18 protein-coding genes are annotated in these 18,560 nt (G+C 55.0%); 8 read left to right on the top strand and 10 right to left on the bottom strand.

Annotated features, from left to right (window positions below):
- Positions 1 to 87: 87 nt before the first annotated feature.
- From QZ517_RS15575 to QZ517_RS15560, 3 genes are all read right to left on the bottom strand, one after another.
- Entirely contained in the window at positions 88 to 609 is a 522-nt protein-coding gene (locus QZ517_RS15575; RefSeq protein ID WP_294228444.1) for a CBS domain-containing protein, read from the bottom strand.
- Positions 610 to 920: 311 nt separating this feature from the next.
- Positions 921 to 1,163 carry a (Na+)-NQR maturation NqrM gene (gene nqrM / locus QZ517_RS15565; protein WP_294228441.1) on the bottom strand — a complete coding sequence of 81 codons (243 nt, stop codon included), beginning with the start codon at positions 1,161 to 1,163 and terminating at the stop codon, positions 921 to 923.
- 22 nt (positions 1,164 to 1,185) lie between these two features.
- Positions 1,186 to 2,211, bottom strand: coding sequence for an FAD:protein FMN transferase (locus tag QZ517_RS15560; protein WP_294228440.1), 1,026 nt, complete (start codon positions 2,209 to 2,211; stop codon positions 1,186 to 1,188).
- Between the two features lie 227 nt (positions 2,212 to 2,438).
- Here QZ517_RS15560 and QZ517_RS15555 point away from each other — a divergent pair, with 227 nt between their 5' ends.
- The 7 genes from QZ517_RS15555 to QZ517_RS15525 all read left to right on the top strand — a co-directional run bounded on the left by QZ517_RS15555 (position 2,439) and on the right by QZ517_RS15525 (position 9,809).
- Positions 2,439 to 3,779, top strand: coding sequence for a Na(+)-translocating NADH-quinone reductase subunit A (locus QZ517_RS15555; protein ID WP_294228445.1), 1,341 nt, complete (start codon positions 2,439 to 2,441; stop codon positions 3,777 to 3,779).
- A gap of 2 nt (positions 3,780 to 3,781) precedes the next feature.
- Positions 3,782 to 4,981, top strand: a complete 1,200-nt coding sequence (locus tag QZ517_RS15550) for an NADH:ubiquinone reductase (Na(+)-transporting) subunit B (protein WP_294228439.1) — start codon at positions 3,782 to 3,784, stop codon at positions 4,979 to 4,981.
- Positions 4,974 to 5,783, top strand: a complete 810-nt coding sequence (locus QZ517_RS15545; protein WP_294228438.1) for a Na(+)-translocating NADH-quinone reductase subunit C — start codon at positions 4,974 to 4,976, stop codon at positions 5,781 to 5,783. The genes QZ517_RS15550 and QZ517_RS15545 overlap by 8 nt, the downstream gene beginning before the upstream one ends.
- A complete protein-coding gene (locus tag QZ517_RS15540; RefSeq protein ID WP_294228437.1) occupies positions 5,783 to 6,436 on the top strand; it encodes an NADH:ubiquinone reductase (Na(+)-transporting) subunit D in 654 nt (217 codons plus the stop codon). The genes QZ517_RS15545 and QZ517_RS15540 overlap by 1 nt, the downstream gene beginning before the upstream one ends.
- Positions 6,436 to 7,044 carry an NADH:ubiquinone reductase (Na(+)-transporting) subunit E gene (nqrE, locus tag QZ517_RS15535; RefSeq protein WP_164645323.1) on the top strand — a complete coding sequence of 203 codons (609 nt, stop codon included), beginning with the start codon at positions 6,436 to 6,438 and terminating at the stop codon, positions 7,042 to 7,044. The genes QZ517_RS15540 and nqrE overlap by 1 nt, the downstream gene beginning before the upstream one ends.
- Positions 7,045 to 7,056: 12 nt before the next feature.
- A complete protein-coding gene (gene nqrF, locus QZ517_RS15530; protein WP_294228435.1) occupies positions 7,057 to 8,280 on the top strand; it encodes an NADH:ubiquinone reductase (Na(+)-transporting) subunit F in 1,224 nt (407 codons plus the stop codon).
- 140 nt (positions 8,281 to 8,420) lie between these two features.
- Positions 8,421 to 9,809 (top strand): MATE family efflux transporter, encoded by a 1,389-nt coding sequence (locus QZ517_RS15525; protein WP_294228434.1) that lies wholly within the window; start codon positions 8,421 to 8,423, stop codon positions 9,807 to 9,809.
- A 1-nt stretch (position 9,810) separates the two neighbouring features.
- Here the strand turns inward: QZ517_RS15525 and QZ517_RS15520 are convergent, their stop codons facing one another.
- Genes QZ517_RS15520 through gap form a run of 4 tightly spaced genes read right to left on the bottom strand, consistent with a single transcriptional unit; the run spans position 9,811 to position 14,780 of the window.
- Positions 9,811 to 10,458, bottom strand: coding sequence for a bifunctional 4-hydroxy-2-oxoglutarate aldolase/2-dehydro-3-deoxy-phosphogluconate aldolase (locus tag QZ517_RS15520; protein WP_294228433.1), 648 nt, complete (start codon positions 10,456 to 10,458; stop codon positions 9,811 to 9,813).
- 6 nt (positions 10,459 to 10,464) lie between these two features.
- Positions 10,465 to 12,273 (bottom strand): phosphogluconate dehydratase, encoded by a 1,809-nt coding sequence (edd, locus tag QZ517_RS15515; protein WP_294228432.1) that lies wholly within the window; start codon positions 12,271 to 12,273, stop codon positions 10,465 to 10,467.
- Between the two features lie 38 nt (positions 12,274 to 12,311).
- A complete protein-coding gene (gene zwf / locus QZ517_RS15510) occupies positions 12,312 to 13,766 on the bottom strand; it encodes a glucose-6-phosphate dehydrogenase (RefSeq protein WP_294228431.1) in 1,455 nt (484 codons plus the stop codon).
- 6 nt (positions 13,767 to 13,772) lie between these two features.
- Entirely contained in the window at positions 13,773 to 14,780 is a 1,008-nt protein-coding gene (gap, locus tag QZ517_RS15505; RefSeq protein WP_294228430.1) for a type I glyceraldehyde-3-phosphate dehydrogenase, read from the bottom strand.
- Between the two features lie 155 nt (positions 14,781 to 14,935).
- Between gap and QZ517_RS15500 the strand changes: the two genes are divergently transcribed.
- On the top strand, positions 14,936 to 15,934 hold the full coding sequence (locus QZ517_RS15500; protein WP_294228429.1) for a LacI family DNA-binding transcriptional regulator: 999 nt from the start codon (positions 14,936 to 14,938) through the stop codon (positions 15,932 to 15,934).
- Here QZ517_RS15500 and QZ517_RS15495 read toward each other — a convergent pair.
- The 3 genes from QZ517_RS15495 to QZ517_RS15485 form a co-directional block, all read right to left on the bottom strand.
- Positions 15,931 to 16,329, bottom strand: a complete 399-nt coding sequence (locus QZ517_RS15495; protein ID WP_294228428.1) for a CbiX/SirB N-terminal domain-containing protein — start codon at positions 16,327 to 16,329, stop codon at positions 15,931 to 15,933. The two genes, QZ517_RS15500 and QZ517_RS15495, sit on opposite strands and share 4 nt — an antisense overlap.
- A gap of 297 nt (positions 16,330 to 16,626) precedes the next feature.
- The gene (locus QZ517_RS15490; protein ID WP_294228426.1) at positions 16,627 to 17,196 is read right to left on the bottom strand and encodes a DUF4202 domain-containing protein; all 570 of its coding nucleotides are present in this window, start codon (positions 17,194 to 17,196) and stop codon (positions 16,627 to 16,629) included.
- 140 nt (positions 17,197 to 17,336) lie between these two features.
- A partial coding sequence (locus tag QZ517_RS15485; protein ID WP_294228425.1) for a hybrid sensor histidine kinase/response regulator occupies positions 17,337 to 18,560 on the bottom strand: 1,224 nt, incomplete at its 5' end.

Below are 18,560 nucleotides of genomic sequence, written 5' to 3'. Positions count from 1 at the left end.
CTTCTCGACCGCACCAAATCTCTCTGAGGATTTGATTTTCAAAGGCCGATCACTCGGCCCTTTGTCTTTTTAGGAAGCGTTTAAGGTTCAGCCAACTATCAGTTGCTTAAGTTGCAGGGCCTCATGTTCAAGTTCCATAAGGCGATAATTGACCAAATCCCCAATTGTAATCATTCCGACAAGACCTGTTCCATCAGCGATTGGCATGTGCCGGAAGCGGCCTTCGGTCATACGGCGTAACACTGACACCATCGGCTCGTCGGGCGTACAAGTCTGCACCGCGGTGGTCATGACGTCCGAAACCTGTTGAGGAAGTGTTTGTCCAGGAGTTTCTGCGAGTTTGCGAACAATGTCGCGCTCTGACAAAATACCTTGCAACGAGCCATTTGCATCGGTGACCAGGAGGGCGCCAATGCGACGGTCTCTAAGCACTTTGACAGCGTCCCCAAGCGTGTCTTGCGGACGAATTGAGAAAACACTTCCGCCTTTGTGATCCAAAACTCTTTGCACCGTAGCCACGTCAGACGATGTATTCGTGTCCGTGGATTGGCTTGTGGTTTTAGCCTTACCCTCCGACTTGCGGTTTGGGGCTTGATAGGAACTGGGCATTTAGGGCTCCTTGCGTAGAAAATACACTGTCTTTATGTGTCCAGCCTAACTGCTGAATCTGCTTTTGGGGAATTTTCTTTTGCCTGACGTTGTGCTTTCGCCGTGGCTCGCCACCGTGCTATTTGTTTTGGCTTGCTTGGCGGGCCATCGCTATCGTCGTGCGTGGAAAGAGGAGGGGCCACGCTGGCAGCTCTGGCTGTTTGGGTTGACGGCCGCGCTCTGTCTTTTGATCGTGGGCTTGATGCCGCTTTCTACAAATGGATAAGATGCCAAACAGCGGGTGTTTTTATGCGTAGTAGATACTATCTTAGCTAAGTGCGGTCTTCTTCTTCCATCTGCTCCAGCATTTTCTTGGCACGGGGGCATTGCAGGCGTTCGTGCAAAGGGCTGTCCGGGTCAATGTCTTTGCTGCAGACCACGCATTTGTCCGCACCGCTGATTGCGTTGAGTCCGCCACATGATCCTTTGATGGTGCGTCCGCGAAACATCACGCCGACGGCCATTCCCAGCGTTACGAGAAGTAACAAAACGAATGTGAGCATAAAGGTTTCCATCGCTTGGTGTCCTTTGAAGAGGTTAGCTGTGTTGAATGCTGTCGAATTGATCGGTGGCGTAGGTTTTGAAGTGCATCTTACCAGATGTGACCTCGCGGTCGATAAACAAGGCCGCGAGATTTTGCCGCTTAGCAATTTCGATGCCACGTTGTCGGCCGAGCGCCAGAAGCGCAGTGGCCCAGGCGTCAGCCAGCATGGCGTTTTGGGTTAAGACTGTGACGGAGGCTGATGCGTGCGTCACTGGTCGACCGGTGGTCGCGTCCAGAATGTGGCTGTAGCGAATGCCATTTTGTTCGAAGTAATTCCGGTAATCACCTGAAGTGGCCATGCCGAGACCGGAAACGCCCAGCACCTTGAGATAGCTGCGCTGTCGCGCGTCAGGTGTTTCAATGGCGATCTGCCAAGGCATCCCTTCAGCATTCTGACCCGATGTGATGATGTCGCCGCCAATTTCCACCATGAAGTCGGTGACACCAAAGCTTCTCACCGTGTCACCCAATCTATCGACGCCAAAACCCTTTCCGATAGCGGAAAGGTACATTTGGGTGCTGTCGTGGGTTTTCGTGAGTATGCTTGACTCCATCGAGAGGACGCCAGATTGGCCAACGGAGTGCATGGCAGTGGCAACATCGAAATTTTTTGGAATGCGACCAGTTGGCTTTTGGGCACCAAACCCCCAGAGGTCAATTAACGGACCAAGTGTGAGGTCAAACTGGCCGTCGCTTGCTTGGTGCACGTCATTGGCCGATTGCAAAAGCGACGCCATGTCCGGGCTCAACGTGAAAGGCGTATCGGCCTTCAGATCGTTGATCTGAGAAATCTCGGAGGCCGGATTCCAGTTGGACATCTTTTGATCAATATCCACCAACACAGCATCAATGGCGGTCTTGAGGGCATCTTCATCCAAGCCGCCGCGTGGCTCAACGGCCACCACCGTGTAGGAGGTGCCCATTGTCTGACCGCTTAACAAAATATCCGCTGCACCGCGTTTGCAGGCAGCAAGCGCCAAGGTCATGAAGATAAAGCTGCGTCGAGAGAGAGCTGTCATTTTAAGAGGTTCTCTGTGCATTGCGGGAACGATACAACGCCACGGCCCGGAATTCCAAGGCTGCGGGGTATCCGCGCTATTGTTGACGATCTTTATTGCTCTCAAAGGGGAGAAACAATAGAAAAGTGGCAGTTTAAGGGCTGGCTGCGCGCGCATGGAACACGTATAGGCATGCGCGACAGATCAGAAAAATCGAAGACGAACAGAAACGACGGGATGTGATTGACGTGCAGCATTTTGCGCTCAAAAAAGGCCTGAATCTTCCGATCACCGGCGCGCCGGCCTCGGGAGAGATACACGATGCTGCTCCGGTAAACACCGTTGCCGTGTTGGGGGGCGACTATATAGGACTGAAGCCGCGTATCTCCGTGTCAGAAGGAGATGTGGTGGCCGCAGGTGATCCGCTTCTTGCACACAAAGACACGATGGACGTGAAAGTCGTCTCTCCAGTGTCCGGGCGTGTGAAGGCGATTAACCGCGGAGCACGGCGCGTTTTGCTCAGTGTGGAAATCGAAGTTGATTCTTCGGCCACCGAACCAAAAGACTTTGCAGCTATTGGCGATGTGTCTACCCGGGCAGGTCTGGTGGAGCGGCTTTGTGCCGCAGGCCTCTGGACCTCGTTCCGTACGCGGCCTTATTCGAAGGTTCCGACACCGGATGCTGCGGCCGCTGCGATCTATGTAAACGCGATGGACACAGAGCCTTTGGCTGGTGATCCCGCGGTTGTGATTGCAGATGCTGGTGGTGCCTTTGCTGATGGTTTAGCTGCAATTGCAAAACTAACCGACGGCGCGACGTATCTGTGCCACGCGCAGGGTGCCAAAGTGCCAAGTGCTGATGGTGTGACTGTGGCGACCTTCGCTGGGCCACATCCTGCTGGCCTGGCTGGCACACACATGCATTTCCTGGAGCCGCCATCGGCCTCCAAAACCGTATGGACCGTTGGATACCAAGACGTAATCGCCATTGGTCGCTTGCTGGAGACCGGCAAGATTGACGCCAGCCGGGTAATCGCTTTGAGCGGCCCGCTCTGCGACAAACCGCGTTTGGTGCGTACCGTGGAAGGGGCTTCTCTCCTCGAACTGACCAAAGGCGAGATTTCCTCTGACCTTCCGGTACGTTTGGTGTCTGGTTCGGTTTTGAGCGGTCAGGCTGGCGAAGACGTTGTGACGTTCCTAGGGCGTTATGCGCGTCAAGTGACGATCATGGAAGAGGATCACAAACAGATCCCGATGGGTTGGATTCGTCCGATGCCGTCGAAATACAGCCTCCTGCCTGTCCTGGGGTCCGCTTTCTCCAAGAAGCTTTACCCACTGAGCACCAATTTGAACGGTGGTCGCCGTGCGATGGTGCCGCTGGGCACCTTCGAAAACCTGATGCCGCAGGACTTCCTGCCGACGCAACTGCTGCGGGCCTTGTTGGTGATGGACACCGATGAAGCACAAAAGCTGGGAGCGCTGGAACTGGACGAAGAAGACCTCGGTCTCGTGGGCTTCTCTTGCCCCGCAAAATATGAATATGGCGAAGCACTCCGCGATAGCCTGACCAAGATTGAGAGGGAGGGTTAACCATGGGGTTGCGCAACTTCTTTGATCGTATTGAGCCGCACTTTGTAAAAGGCGGCAAATACGAAAAACTGTTCCCGATCTATGAAATGGTCGAGAGCTTCATCTATACACCAAAGACTGTGACCAAAGCCGCGCCACACGCGCGTTCTTACGTCGATATGAAGCGGATCATGACTTACGTCGTGATCGCGACCATCCCCTGTATTATCATGGGGCTGTATAACGTCGGTCTTCAAGTCAACTCGGCTTACGAGACTATCGACCCATCCGGGTGGCGTGCGTGGATCATCTCCATGCTAGGCATAGGCTTTGACGCCTCAAACCCGCTGGCAAACTTTGCACATGGGTTGCTATATTTCTTACCCATCTACATCACCACACTTGTGGTAGGTGGTATTTGGGAAGTGCTGTTTGCCACAGTACGCGGCCACGAAGTCAACGAAGGCTTCCTTGTTACTTCCATGCTCTTCGCACTGATCATGCCTCCAGCCGCGCCATTGTGGCAGGTCGCGCTTGGTATCAGCTTTGGTGTGGTGATTGGTAAAGAAGTCTTTGGCGGCACCGGCAAAAACTTCCTCAACCCAGCGCTGACTGGACGTGCGTTCCTCTACTTCGCGTATCCCGCAAATATGTCTGGTGACACGATCTGGACACCAGTGGACGGCTTTTCTGGCGCAACCGCGCTGTCGGTTGGTGCGTCCCAGGGTTACCAGGAGCTGGCCGCAAACGGTATGAACTGGATGAATTCCTTTGTGGGAACTGTCCAAGGGTCGATCGGCGAAGTGTCCGCATTGGCCTGTCTGATTGGTCTGGCCTTCCTTCTGATCACAAAAATCGCCAATTGGCGCCTTGTAGTTGGCTGTATGGCTGGCATGATTGGCTTCTCGCTACTGCTCAACCTGATTGGGTCCGACACGAATCCAATGTTTGCTATGCCTTGGTATTGGCACTTTGTAGTGGGCGGCTTTGCGTTTGGCATGGTGTTCATGGTCACCGAGCCAGTGTCTGCATCACACACCAACATGGGCCGCTACATCTACGGTGCGCTGATCGGATTCATGGTTGTCATGATCCGCGTGATCAATCCAGCTTTCCCAGAAGGCATGATGCTCGCGATCCTCTTCGGCAACGTCTTTGCACCGCTGATCGACTACTTTGTTGTGCAAGCAAATATCAAACGGAGGGCCCGTCGTAATGTCTGACGCTCCCAACCAAAACAAAGGGCCTATTGCCCGCTTTCTGGCGGCTCCGCCAGACAGTGTTGGCAAGACGGTCTTCATCGCTGTCAGCCTGTGCCTTGTGGCCTCGATGATTGTGTCTGCTGTGTCTGTGGCGCTTCGTCCGCTGCAGGAGCAGAACAAGCTCAAGGACAAACAAGCCAACGTTCTTCAGGTGGCCGGCCTTTATGAACCGGGCATGGACGTGCTGGAAGGCTTCAGTGTGTTTGAGCCACAGGTGGTGGAACTGGAAACAGGTACGATCACCGACGCTTTTGACGCCCCCACCTTTGATGACCGAGCCGCGGCGGCTGACCCTGAGCTTTCTATTCGCCTGAGTGACGATCCGGCAGGCATTGGTCGTCAGACGAAATTCGCAACGGTCTACATGCTGCGCAATGACGACGGGTCTCTGGATAAGGTGATCCTGCCGATCCATGGCTATGGCCTTTGGTCAACGCTCTATGGGTTCATCGCGCTTGAAGAAAACGGCAACGACATTTTTGGTCTACAGTTCTACGACCATGGCGAGACACCGGGTCTTGGTGCCGAGGTGGATAACCCACGTTGGAAAACGCTGTGGGGTGGTAAAAAGCTGGCAGATGAAGACGGCAGCTTGCAGATCACAGTTGCCAAGTCCGTGCCGCCTGCCGGAGTTGATTACCATGTTGATGCGCTTGCTGGGGCAACGTTGACGTCTGTTGGTGTCGACAACCTTGTGCGGTTCTGGATGGGCGAAGCTGGCTTTGGCCCGTTCCTTGAAAACCTCAAAGCAGGAGAGATCTGATGGCTCAGACAAAAAGAGACCTTCTGGTCGACCCGCTTGTCGACAACAACCCGATCACGCTGCAGGTTCTGGGCATTTGTTCTGCGCTGGCGGTGACCTCCTCGCTGCAAGTGGCCTTCGTGATGGCGCTTGCCGTGACCGCCGTGACCGGGTTCAGCTCGATGTTCATTTCGGTGCTGCGCAACCAAATCCCCGGCTCCATCCGTATTATCGTGCAAATGGTGATCATCGCTTCACTGGTGATCATCGTGGACCAGGTTCTGAAAGCTTACGCATATGACGTCTCCAAGACCCTTTCGGTGTTTGTAGGCCTGATCATCACGAACTGTATCGTGATGGGGCGCGCGGAAGCATTCGCGATGAAGAACCCACCAATCGACAGCTTCATTGACGGGGTCGGCAACGGCCTTGGTTATGGTGCGCTGTTGCTGGTTGTGGGCTTCATTCGTGAACTGTTCGGTGCAGGCAGCCTGTTTGGCATCACAATCCTGCCCACCGTGAACAACGGTGGCTGGTATGTGCCAAACGGCATGTTGCTTTTGCCACCTTCGGCGTTCTTCATCATCGGCTTGCTGATCTGGGCTGTGCGTGCCTGGAAACCTGAGCAGGTGGAAGAGCGTGAATATAAAATTCAAGTTGTGGAGGGCCACTAATGGAAGGGCTTCTCTCTTTAGCCGTAAAGGCTGTCTTTGTTGAGAACCTCGCGCTCTCCTTCTTCCTCGGCATGTGTACGTTCATCGCCGTGTCCAAGAAGATCTCGACTGCGCTTGGATTGGGTATCTCTGTGATGCTGGTCCAGGCCATTACGGTTCCAACCAACAACCTGCTTCTCACCTATCTGCTGGCGCCTGGAGCGCTGGCGTGGGCGGGTTTCCCAAATGTGGATCTGACTTTCCTTGGTCTGATTTGCTACATCGGCGTGATCGCGGCGATGGTTCAGATCCTTGAGATGGTGCTCGATAAGTTCTTCCCGCCGCTTTACAACGCGCTGGGTGTGTTCTTGCCACTGATCACCGTGAACTGCGCCATCCTGGGTGGCTCGCTGTTTATGGTGGAACGTGACTACAACATCGCCGAAAGCGTGACCTATGGTCTGAGCTCCGGCTTTGGTTGGGCGCTGGCGATCACCGCCATGGCGGGGGTGCGTGAAAAGCTGAAATATTCCGACATTCCCGATGGTCTGCAGGGCCTAGGCATCACCTTTATTACCGCAGGTCTGATGGCTTTGGCCTTCATGTCCTTCTCCGGCGTGAAACTTTAAGGGGTAGGCGAGATGGAAACATTTACTCTAGGGGTTGTTCTCTTCACCCTGATCGTTCTGGCGCTGGTCACCATCATTTTGGCGGCACGCTCGCGACTGGTGAGCACCGGCAACGTTGAAATCACCATCAACGGCGAGAAAACCATATCTGTGCCCGCAGGTGGTAAGCTTCTGCAAACACTTGCGGAACAAAAACTATTTGTCCCGTCTGCCTGTGGCGGTGGCGGAACATGTGCGCAATGCAAGGTGCGGGTCCATTCCGGCGGCGGTTCAATTTTGCCAACTGAGGAAGGACACATCACCAAGCGTGATGCCGCTTGTGGCGACCGTCTGTCTTGTCAGGTTGCCGTGAAGCAGGACATGGACATCGAAGTGCCTGAAGAGGTGTTTGGCGTTAAGAAGTGGGAGTGCACAGTGCGCTCCAACGAAAACGTCGCAACTTTCATCAAGAACTTGGTTCTGGAACTGCCCGAAGGCGAGGACGTTAACTTCCGTGCCGGTGGCTATATTCAGATTGAGGCGCCTGCGCACAAGCTGAGCTACAAAGACTTTGCGATCGAGGAAGAGTATCAGGAAGACTGGGATAAGTTTAACCTGTGGCAGTATGAATCGAATGTGAGTGAGCCGGTTGAACGTGCGTATTCGATGGCGAACTACCCGGATGAAAAAGGTTTGATCATGCTAAACGTGCGTGTGGCCTCGCCGCCACCAGGCAGTCAGGGCATTCCTCCGGGTCTAATGTCGTCGTACATTTTCAATCTGAAACCTGGTGACAAAGTTACTATCTCAGGCCCATTTGGCGAGTTTTTTGCGCGCGACACCCAAAAAGAGATGGTCTTTATTGGTGGCGGAGCTGGCATGGCGCCAATGCGCAGCCATATCTTTGACCAGCTCAAACGCTTGCAAAACCGAGATCGAAAGATTTCGTTCTGGTACGGCGCCCGGTCCAAACGTGAGATGTTTTTTGTCGAGGACTTTGATGGACTGGCGGCAGAGTTTGACAACTTTGACTGGCACGTGGCGTTGTCTGATGCGCTGCCGGAAGATGACTGGAACGGCTATACTGGCTTCATTCACAACGTGCTTTTTGAAGAATACCTCAAGAGCCACCCTGCGCCGGAAGACTGTGAATTCTACATGTGTGGTCCGCCCATCATGAACCAGTCTGTGATCAACATGCTGCTTGATCTTGGCGTGGATCGTGAAGATATCATGTTGGATGACTTTGGCGGGTAACTGAAGCGCCTAGAAATATGAAACGCCGCTCTTTTGGAGCGGCGTTTTCTTTTGAGGGCGCATGAAACCGGGTTGGCCTTAAAAGTGACGCGGTGGCAGGGTGTGTGCCTCTGGATACCAGATAGCGAACAGGGAGCCTGATGGCCAAAGCGGTGTTTTTACAAGGGGCGTTGATGCGCCATGTGGCGGTTATGTCCCTGACCTCGTCCGTCGGGTTGATGGCGATCTTTGCGGTTGATTTTGTCGACATGATCTTCATCTCAATGCTTGGCAACAAGGCGCTTGCAGCCGCCGTTGGCTATGCGGGGACGCTGCTGTTCTTCACCAATGCAGTTAACATCGGCTTGTCGATCTCGGCGGGATCGTTGGCCGCGCGTTCAATTGGCGCTGAAAACCTGCAAAAGGCGCGTGAGAATGCGACGTCTGTTGCTATCTTGGGAGGGCTAACTGGGCTGGCAATCCCGTTGATCGTTTTGGTGTTTCTTGATCCGATTTTGTCATGGTTGGGCGCTGAAGGCGACACACTGGCATTGGCCAAACGATATGTGACGATTGTGATCCCAACCATGCCATTTATGTCCCTTGCCATGGTGAGCATGGCGGTACTGAGAGCGCATGGCGATGCACGAAGGTCCATGATGGGCACGGTGTTTGGCGGTGCGGTCAATGCTGCACTGGATCCGGTGTTGATTTTTGGCTTGGGCTTGGGATTGGACGGTGCGGCGTATGCGTCCGTTACTGCGCGGGTTGTCATGTGCGCCTATGCGGTCTTTTGTGTCGTCAGGATTCACAAAGGATATGCTGCACCTTCAATGGGGCAACTCAAACGGGACGCAAAGGCGATCAGTGGCATTGCAGGACCAGCCATTCTGACAAATGTGGCCTCGCCTGTTGGCGCGGCAATTGTTACGCGTGAAATGGCGCGATATGGTACTGACGCGGTAGCTGCAATGGCTGTGATTGGTCGATTGATGCCGGTGGCGTTTGCAGTGGTTTTTGCACTGTCTGGGGCAATTGGTCCAATTGTAGGACAGAATTTCGGGGCAGGGCTGTTTGATCGCGTGCGCGGCACCCTCAAAGCTGGGCTACGGTTCCTGCTCGCCTACACACTGCTGTCGGCATTGATTTTGTTTCTAGCGCGTGGGCTGATTGCTGACGCGTTTGATGCCGAAGGTGAGATGCGAACCTTAATCTATCTGTTTTGTGGCCCAATTGCGCTTTTGCAGTTTTTCAACGGCGTCATATTTGTGTGCAACGCCTGCTTCAACAATCTCGGTCACCCGATTTACTCAACCTATGTGAATTGGGGGCGGCACACCGTTGGAACCCTGCCTCTCGCGCTTTTGGGCGGTGTTTATTGGGGCGCGTCTGGTGTGTTGCTGGGGCAAGCCATCGGAGGGGCGTTCTTTGCCGCGCTTGCTGTGGTTATGGCCGTAAAAACAATCAGCCGGCTCAGTCGCCCTGAACCGGTTGATCCGTTTGCCGAAGAGAGCACGCTGCATCACATCAGCGGGCGTCGCAATTGGTAGCTTAGCGTGGCAGTTGAGAGGCCTCACGGGCCAGGACCTCAATTTGGTCCCAAGCGCCTTGTTTGACTAATTTGGACGGAGCGACCCAACTTCCGCCCGCACAAACCACGTTAGGCAATGACAGATAGTCAGTGGCGTTCTGAGGGCTCACGCCACCTGTTGGGCAAAAACTGATCTGGGGCAGAGGGCTGGCAAGGGACCCAATAAACTTGGCTCCGCCCGCGGCTTCGGCCGGGAAGAATTTAAGCATGTTGTAGCCGCGCTCCAGCAGCGCCATGGCCTCAGAAGCGGAGGCGGCCCCTGGGAGAAGTGGTAGGCCTTCTGCCTCACAGGCGTCCAACAATGTGTCGGTTGCACCCGGCGAGACACCGAAGGTGGCGCCCGCGTCTTTTGCCGCTCTTACGTCTTCAGGTGTCAGCAATGTGCCCGCACCAACCATTCCGCCAGGGACATCTGCCATTGCCCGTATGACGTCCAGTGCAGCAGGTGTCCGCAAGGTCACCTCAAGAGCGGGCAGGCCGCCTGCAACTAAGGCTTCGGCGAGTGGTTTCGCATGGGCGACATCTTCGACCACCAGTACCGGAACAATCGGAGCAGCGTTGCAGATCTCGCGCGCTTTTTCGCTGGCAGTTTGTGGAGAGATTGACATCAAGAGTTACCCTTCAAAAATGGACGCGCCGGTGGTGGCTGGCCCCACCGAGTTGCGGAAAGCAGCAAAAAGTTCACGGCCAGTGCCGTGTTGGTACGAATCCAGATCGGCCGTGGCCAGTGGACGGTCTTCGAAGTCTTCAACAAGGACTTCCAGTGTGCCTGCCTCTGCATCCACGCGTACCAAATCTCCGTCACGCAGTTTGGCAATTGGTCCACCATCCAACGCCTCCGGAGAGACATGGATCGCTGCCGGAATTTTGCCAGAGGCACCCGACATGCGACCGTCTGTGACAAAGGCAACTTTGAGCCCTTTGCCTTGCATGATCGACATTAGCGGAGTCAGGCTGTGCAACTCCGGCATGCCATTGGCTCTGGGGCCTTGAAATCGCACTACTATCACTGCGTCTTCGGTTAGTTCGCCCGCTTTGAACGCGGCCTTGACCTCGTCCTGATCATGGAACACACGCGCGGGAGCTTCGACCAGGCGATGTTTCTCTGCCACTGCGGAGATTTTCATAACCGACGTGCCTAGGTTGCCTGAGAGGCGGGCGAGACCGCCGGTGGGAGCAAACGGATCTGTTGCTGGCCGCACAATCTTGTCGTTGAGCGAGGTTTTGGTTCCGGGCTTCCAAGTAAGGGCACCGTTGAGAAGTTTTGGTTCGTGAGTGTAGTTTTCAAGTCCTTCGCCAGCGACGGTTTTTGTGTCTGGATGCAAAAGCCCTGCAGAGAGCAGTTCGCCAATCATGTAGCCTAGGCCACCTGCCGCGTGGAAGTGGTTCACATCTGCCAGACCATTTGGATAGACACGCGCCAGGAGTGGGGTCACGTCGGAAAGCTCAGCGAAGTCTTCCCAGGTCAACACGATGCCTCCCGCGCGAGCCATGGCAATCAGGTGAATTAACAGGTTGGTGGATCCACCTGTGGCATTGAGGCCGACAATACCGTTCACAAAGGCTTTTTCATCCAAGATGTCACAGGTTGGTGTGTAGTTGTTGCCAAGTGCCGATAGCGAAAGAGCGCGGCGGGCGCCTTCTTCGGTCAAGGCGTCACGCAGGTCTGTGTTAGGTGAAACAAAACTGGAGCCTGGCAAGTGCAGCCCCATAAATTCCATCAGCATTTGATTGGTGTTCGCTGTGCCGTAGAACGTGCAGGTGCCCGGACCGTGGTAAGCGGCCATTTCCGAAGCCATCAGTTCAGCGCGACCTGCTTCACCCGCGGCAAACCGTTGACGTACCATGGCCTTTTCATCGTTGGAAATGCCCGTGCTCATCGGACCTGCGGGCAAAAAGACCGCAGGTAGGTGTCCGAAACTCTGCGCTGCGATCACCAAGCCAGGGACGATCTTGTCGCACACGCCAAGATAAACGGATGCATCGAAAGTGTTGTGACTGAGCGCCACCCCTGCCGCCAGAGCAATAACGTCACGCGAAAACAGCGACAGCTCCATTCCGGCCTCGCCTTGGGTTACGCCGTCACACATGGCCGGAACACCACCTGCAACTTGTGCAGTACCACCGGCTGCGCGGGCGGCATCTCGAATCAGCGACGGATACCGTTCAAACGGTTGGTGCGCGGAGAGCATATCGTTGTAAGCGGTCACAATACCGAGGTTCCCGGCGGAGCCTGTGGATAGAGCAGATTGGTCATCGCCAGCCCCGGCATAGGCATGGGCTTGCCCTGAGCAACTTAAATGGGCCCGGGCTGGACCTTGGCTTGCAGCCTGCGTCATCCGCTCCAAATAGGTGTCACGATGCGGTTTGGAGCGCGTGATGATACGGTCTGTGACTTTTTCTAGGGTTGGGTGGAGTGGCATAAGTACCATCCTTCCTAATTGGGACGTGTTTGTGGGGCTTAGTCGCCGATGGGGCGCCAGCGGCGTCCGCCTCGGTGCATCAGCATAAGGGCTTCTTCAGGGCCGGAACTGCCTGGGTCATAAGGGACGGGGCGTTGGTTCGCGTCTTCCCATGCTGCGATCAAAGGGTCTGCCCAAGCCCAAGCGGCCTCAACTTCATCGCCGCGCATAAACAGCGTTTGGTCGCCTCGGATCACATCCATGATCAAACGTTCGTAGGCATCCTGAGACATTAGGCTGTCACCGAGGGCGTCGGCGAAGGACATGTCCATATCAACTTCTGTGAGCCGCATGCCACCAGGGCCCGGTTCTTTGATGGTTGTTCGCAGGGTGATGCCTTCGTCCGGTTGTAGACGAATGATCAAAGCATTGCCTTTGCGACCTTCCATTTTATTTGGAAAGATATTGTGAGGAGGGTCTTTGAATACAACAGCGATTTCGGATGCTCGATCCCGCAATTGCTTGCCGGTGCGCAGATAGAATGGCGTACCAGCCCATCGCCAGTTGCCCACCGCGAGTTTCAGCGCAATATAGCTTTCAGTGCGGCTGCTTGCGTTCTCGACGTCCTCAAAATAGCTCTGGTTGTCACGACCTGATCTGTATTGGCCGCGCACGATGTCGTCCAGTACAACCGGTTCCAGAGCCTCAATGACTTTGACTTTTTCGTCGCGCACAGAATTAGACGTGAATTTACTGGGAGGCTCCATTGCGATCAGACAGAGCAGCTGCATCAAGTGGTTTTGCACCATATCCCGCATGGCGCCCGATTGATCGTAATACCCGCCGCGGCCAGCAACTCCGATGCTTTCGGCAACCGTGATCTGCACATGATCGATATGTGTGGAGTTCCAAAGGGGTTCAAACAGCGAATTGGCGAAACGCAGTGCCATCAGGTTTTGAACGGTTTCTTTACCGAGGTAGTGATCAATCCTGTAAATTTGCTGCTCATCAAAGTGACGCAGCAGATCCTTGTTAAGCGCTTGAGCGCTTTCCAGATCGTGCCCAAAAGGCTTTTCCACCACAATTCGGCTTTCCGGAGTGGCGATACCATTTAGGTTCAAACGCTCCGCAATGGCGCCAAAAAGGGAGGGAGAGACTGAGAGATAGAACGTGCGAACCGTTCCCTCCCGCAATACACCCTTTAGGTCCGGCCATCCGGTATCACCCATCGCATCGATGTGTACGTAGCTCAGGTGTGCGAGAAACTCTGCAACCATTTCAACGGGACGCAAACTTTCCTCGACAAACTCCGTGAGAGCGGCGCCTATAAGCTCGCGAAACCCTGCGCTGTCCATGTCAGAGCGCGCCGAGCCAATGATTTTTGCGTCTTCTGGCATTTGGCCCGCGCGAAACCGGTGGAAGAGACCAGGCAGGATTTTGCGGCGAGCGAGATCGCCCGTTGCGCCAAAGATCACAAGGTCAAACGGTTCAACCGGAATTACGCGCGCAACCATAACAACTTAGCCTTTCAGAAGGGCGCCCATACGGCGGCCTGTGTCGAGCATGCGGTTGGAGAACCCCCACTCATTATCATACCAGCTTACCACACGAACCAGACCTTCTTCTGTCACGCTGGTCTGAGCGGGCGCAAAGATTGAGGAATGCGGGTCGTGGTTGAAATCAGCGGAAACCAAGGGTGCCTCTTCATAGCCAAGCACGCCTTTCAGCGGGCCTTCAGCGGCAGCTTTGACCGCGTCGTTGATGGCCTCAACGGTGGCTGGCTTATTGGTGTTGATTACCAGATCCACCATAGAAACGTTGGCGGTTGGAACGCGGATGGCCGAGCCTTCGAGTTTGCCCTTAAGGTGCGGGAGAACCAGAGAAATTGCGCGTGCGGCACCGGTAGAGGTCGGGATCATCGACAAGGCTGCGGCGCGGGCACGGTAGAGGTCTTTGTGGTTAGTGTCATGTGTTGGCTGATCACCGGTATAGGCGTGAATCGTGGTCATGTAGCCAGTTTTGATGCCAAACGCGTCGTCCAGAACCTTGGCAACGGGGGCGAGACAGTTGGTGGTGCAGGAGGCATTGGAGACGATGATGTCGTCGGCGGTCAGCGTGTCGTCATTGACCCCAAACACTATTGTCTTGTCTGCGTTTGCGCCGGGGGCTGAGACCAACACCCGCTTGGCTCCGGACTTTAGAAGCAGCTCCGCCTTGTCTTTTGCCGTGAAAATACCCGTACATTCGTAGGCAATATCAACATCCGACCATGGCAACTCTTGTGGGTCGCGGATGGCTGTCAGGCGGATCGTTTGATTGCCAACTTTCATGGAGGCGCCGTCCAGCGAAACCTCGGCGTTTAAGCGGCCGTGGACGCTGTCGTATTTGAGCAGGTGCACCAAGTGGTCGTTAGGGGAAAGGTCATTGATGGCAACGACTTGGATGTCGTTGGTGCCGCTTTCGATGAGGGCGCGTAGGACGCCGCGGCCGATGCGGCCAAACCCGTTGATGGCAATCTTGATGCTCATGTCATTCTCCAAACATGCAAATCAGCGCTTTCGGTAGCGCCACCGTTAGCGCTATCGCTACAAGGAAATGCAACGGGAATCAAGGGGAGGAATTAACTTCTGGACGACGCGCTTTCGGGGTTGCTTTGGTCTGGGTTGTGTCAGACCATCCGGCCATGGGAAAAAAGCTTCTTCTCAAGGACATCGCCAAATTGGCTGGTGTAAGTGAAATGACGGCCTCACGCGCTATGCGGGGGGCGCAGGACGTTTCGGAATCGACCCGCAAAAAGGTTGAGCAGATCGCGCGGGACGTTGGATACGTGCCGAATCGCATAGCTGGCGCACTTGCGTCCAAGACAGTGAACTTGGTTGGCGTGGTTGTGCCCAGTCTGAATTCTTCAGTGTTTCCTGAGGTGTTGTCGGGCATCAGCTCGACTTTAAAGGCCACCGCTTTGAAGCCTGTGATTGGCGTCACCGGTTATGATTTGCAGGAGGAAGAAGAGGTTATCCGTGAGATGCTGAGCTGGCGGCCTACGGGTGTTGTCATTGCTGGACTAGAGCACAATGACGCCGCACGCAAAATGCTGGCCAACGCGGATTGCCCGGTTGTCGAAGTCATGGATGTTGACGGACAGCCAATCAAGCACTGTGTAGGGATTTCACATCTCGAAGCCGGGCGCAAAATGGCCCGTACCATTTTGAAGGCCGGGTATAAGAAAATCGGTTTTGTCGGCACCAAGATGCCGCAGGATTACCGTGCCGAAAAGCGTATGCAGGGTTTTGAGTTGGAGCTCAAAGAAGCTGGCTTGTCGTTGTGTGATCAAGAGCTCTACTCCGGGGTGTCGTCTATTGAGACCGGCAACAAATTGACGGAGCTGTTAACGCAGCGTTCGCCGCAGCTTGATTGCATCTATTTTTCCAGCGATGTGCTCTCGATTGGCGCTTATATGTATTGTCTCTCCAGAGGGCTTTCAGTGCCCAAGGATTTGGCTATTGCCGGCTTTAACAATCTGAATTTGCTTAAAGGTCTGCCTTTGCCTCTGGCAACCACGGATGCGCATCGGTTTGAAATCGGGCAGAAAGCAGCTGAAATTATCCTCGCAGCGCAGAGCCCGGACAGCCCGGCGCAGGTGATGAAGTTGGAGCCAGTTGTCACAACAGGTCAGTCGCTTTAACGCGCGTTTTGGATCGCTTCTGCAGCCAATTTTGCAATCTCCGGCCATGTCCCAAGTGGTGGCATCGTATCGCCTGAAAACATTGCTTTTTCAAAGGCTTCGGGGATATCGTGGCGGCAATGGTCGCCTCCCAAAGCGAAGAAAGGCAGGCAGAGGCTTTGTTTTGGCAATGCGCGAGCGGCGTCAGCCATAAAAGGGGGCTCTTCGACAAATCCGACGGAAATTTCTAGAGCATCAAACCGCTTAGAAAGTGCGCTTTGGAAAGCGTAAGCGGATTCGGCCGCTTTGGAACCTTTTGCTGAGCCATGCGCCGCCAACAGGAGGTGGCTCTCGCCCTGTTTCCAGGCGCGGTTTGCAAGCGCGGCGTTGACACCTTGAGCCGCTACATCAGGCAACTTTGGATGAAATCCCAACGGGGGTAGAACACGCAGGTCTGCGTCGCCTAGCCGATTTAGCAGCATCTTTGAAACAAAAAAACCATCCCCATGAACATCGGGAATACCAAAGACCCTGAAGTGATTTCAGATACTTGGCGCTCCAATGCGTTTGGCATTGCAAGGGTGGCAGCTCGAATAGTCCAGTTGGGGAGCTGCTGGTTCACAGCCGCTGCAAAGCCCTGTAGCCACTGCTCCGGCGGACGGGGGCCGACGGTTGGCCGTGAGCTACAATCAGCGCTTCACGGGGTGTTTGGCTCATGCAGCCGGGGCCTCAAATGCAGCCGCGAGATCATCGGGTAAGTCAAATTCTTGCAAAGCCCGAGATCGCGCGTCGGCGGACATTTTTCGGGCGGTTTTTACGACGATACTCAGCACTTTTTCGGGGCTGTGCTTGGCCGCGAATGGCGAAAAGTAGTACTTGATGAAGACAAAACATATAATGTCCTCAAGGGCTTGCACCTGATCGTTGCGCTTGATGCCTTCTTTGCGCAACATGGCGCCGGCAGCAGTCACGTCTTCTTCAGAATAACCTGCATCCGCCATGATCTCCGAGACACGGTTTGCATGGTGTGCACCGAGGTCGCGGCGCCACTTCAAATACCCAGCACGGCCCTCAGGATAATTGGCCCGTTTGAGCACCCAGCGTTCAATGTGTTGGCCTCTGGACGCAACTTGTAACGCTTCGGAAGCATTGGGAAAAAGCCGATTACATTCTTCGGTCATGCGTTGGCCGTAGAGCAGGGCTTCGGGCTGCCCGTCATCTATTTTGGGGTCTTTTGAGTTGGCGGTGTCGATGGCGTCCAATGCGGTTTGAAGACGGGTCATAGTGTGGCTCCGAGCTGCTTTTCTATCATCGTTTTTAGGTGTTGGTGCGGTCCGCGGGAAGAGGCAAAAGCCACGTCGGTATCACGTCTGCATCGCGACTGTTTTGCGGAGGTGCAAATTCTGCGGTTTTGCGCATATGTTTACGAGCGGGTAAGCACTGAACGCAGCAGATTCAGGTCCAGCGGTTTGTGTAACAGCGGGGCGTTGAGACCGTGACAGAGCACTTTTAACTCTGGGTCGCGGTTGGCGCTAATCACGCAGGCCGGAAGCGGTCCGTAGGTTTTGCGCAACTGCACAATCAGGTCTGTTCCTGTCGCGGCATGATCGAGCTGATAATCTGCCAGAACCATATCTGGAGCGATGTCGATTTCGCGTAGCAGGTCGAGCGCTTCGATGTCACTGCCGCAGGCGAGCACATCCGCCCCCCAGTTTTCCAGCGTCATGGAAATTGCGGTGCGCAGCTCGGCGTCGTTTTCCACCAGGAGCACAATGCGGTGCGCCAGAGGATTGGCGGCCTCGGGCGCTGCCCGCGAGGGCAGGGAGGGTGCGGCTTGGTCTGTGTGAATAGGTAGCGTGATGCAAAATCGCGTGCCGCGCCCAGGGTCCGACTGCATGTGCATCGGATGGGCCAGCAACCGGCAGGCGCGTTCTACAATGGCCAAGCCAAGGCCGAGACCTTCGGCGGGGCTGGCGGCCGCATTCACGCGGTGAAATTCGTCAAACACTTTGGCTTGCTGTTCAATCGGAATGCCAGGACCGGTGTCCCAGATTTCGACCACTATATTGTTGTCGCGTCGTCGAGCGGCGACGAGGACACGCCCGCGCTCGGTATAGCGCAGGGCGTTGGCGATCAAGTTTTGTAGAATGCGGCGAAGATAGGTTGCGTCGGAATGCACGGTGTAATCCGTGGTGCGCAAATCAAAGCGCAGGCCCTTTTCGCGAGCAACTGGGGCAAACTCGTCTTGCAATTGTCGAAGCAGGGCGCCGAGAGGGATTTGCGTGTTGTGGACAGCGGCGCGACCGCTGTCCAGCCTTGAGATGTCCAAGAGCGCCCCGAGGATGTGTTCGACGCTTTGCAGGGCGGAAGTGGCTTTGGATAGACGTTCACGTTGGTCAGGTTCGGATAGATCTGTTTCCAGAGAGGCCATGTAGAGTTTGGCGGCAGAAAGCGGTTGTAAAAGGTCATGGCTGGCAGCCGCGACAAAACGAGACTTGGAGGCGTTGGCGCGTTCGGCCTCGGCCAGAGCATCCTGAAGTTCAAGGGTGCGTTCCTGTACGTGTCGTTCAAGCGTTTCGTTGACTTGGGAGGTGGCCCGGAGGGCGCGGCGTTCTGTTGTGATGTCTGTAAATGAAATTACAAAGCC

It is taken from the genome of uncultured Shimia sp. (genome assembly GCF_913054185.1).
Lineage (GTDB): Bacteria > Pseudomonadota > Alphaproteobacteria > Rhodobacterales > Rhodobacteraceae > Shimia.
Note: the sequence above shows the minus strand (reverse complement) of the source record. Positions and strands in the feature narration are given on the sequence as shown.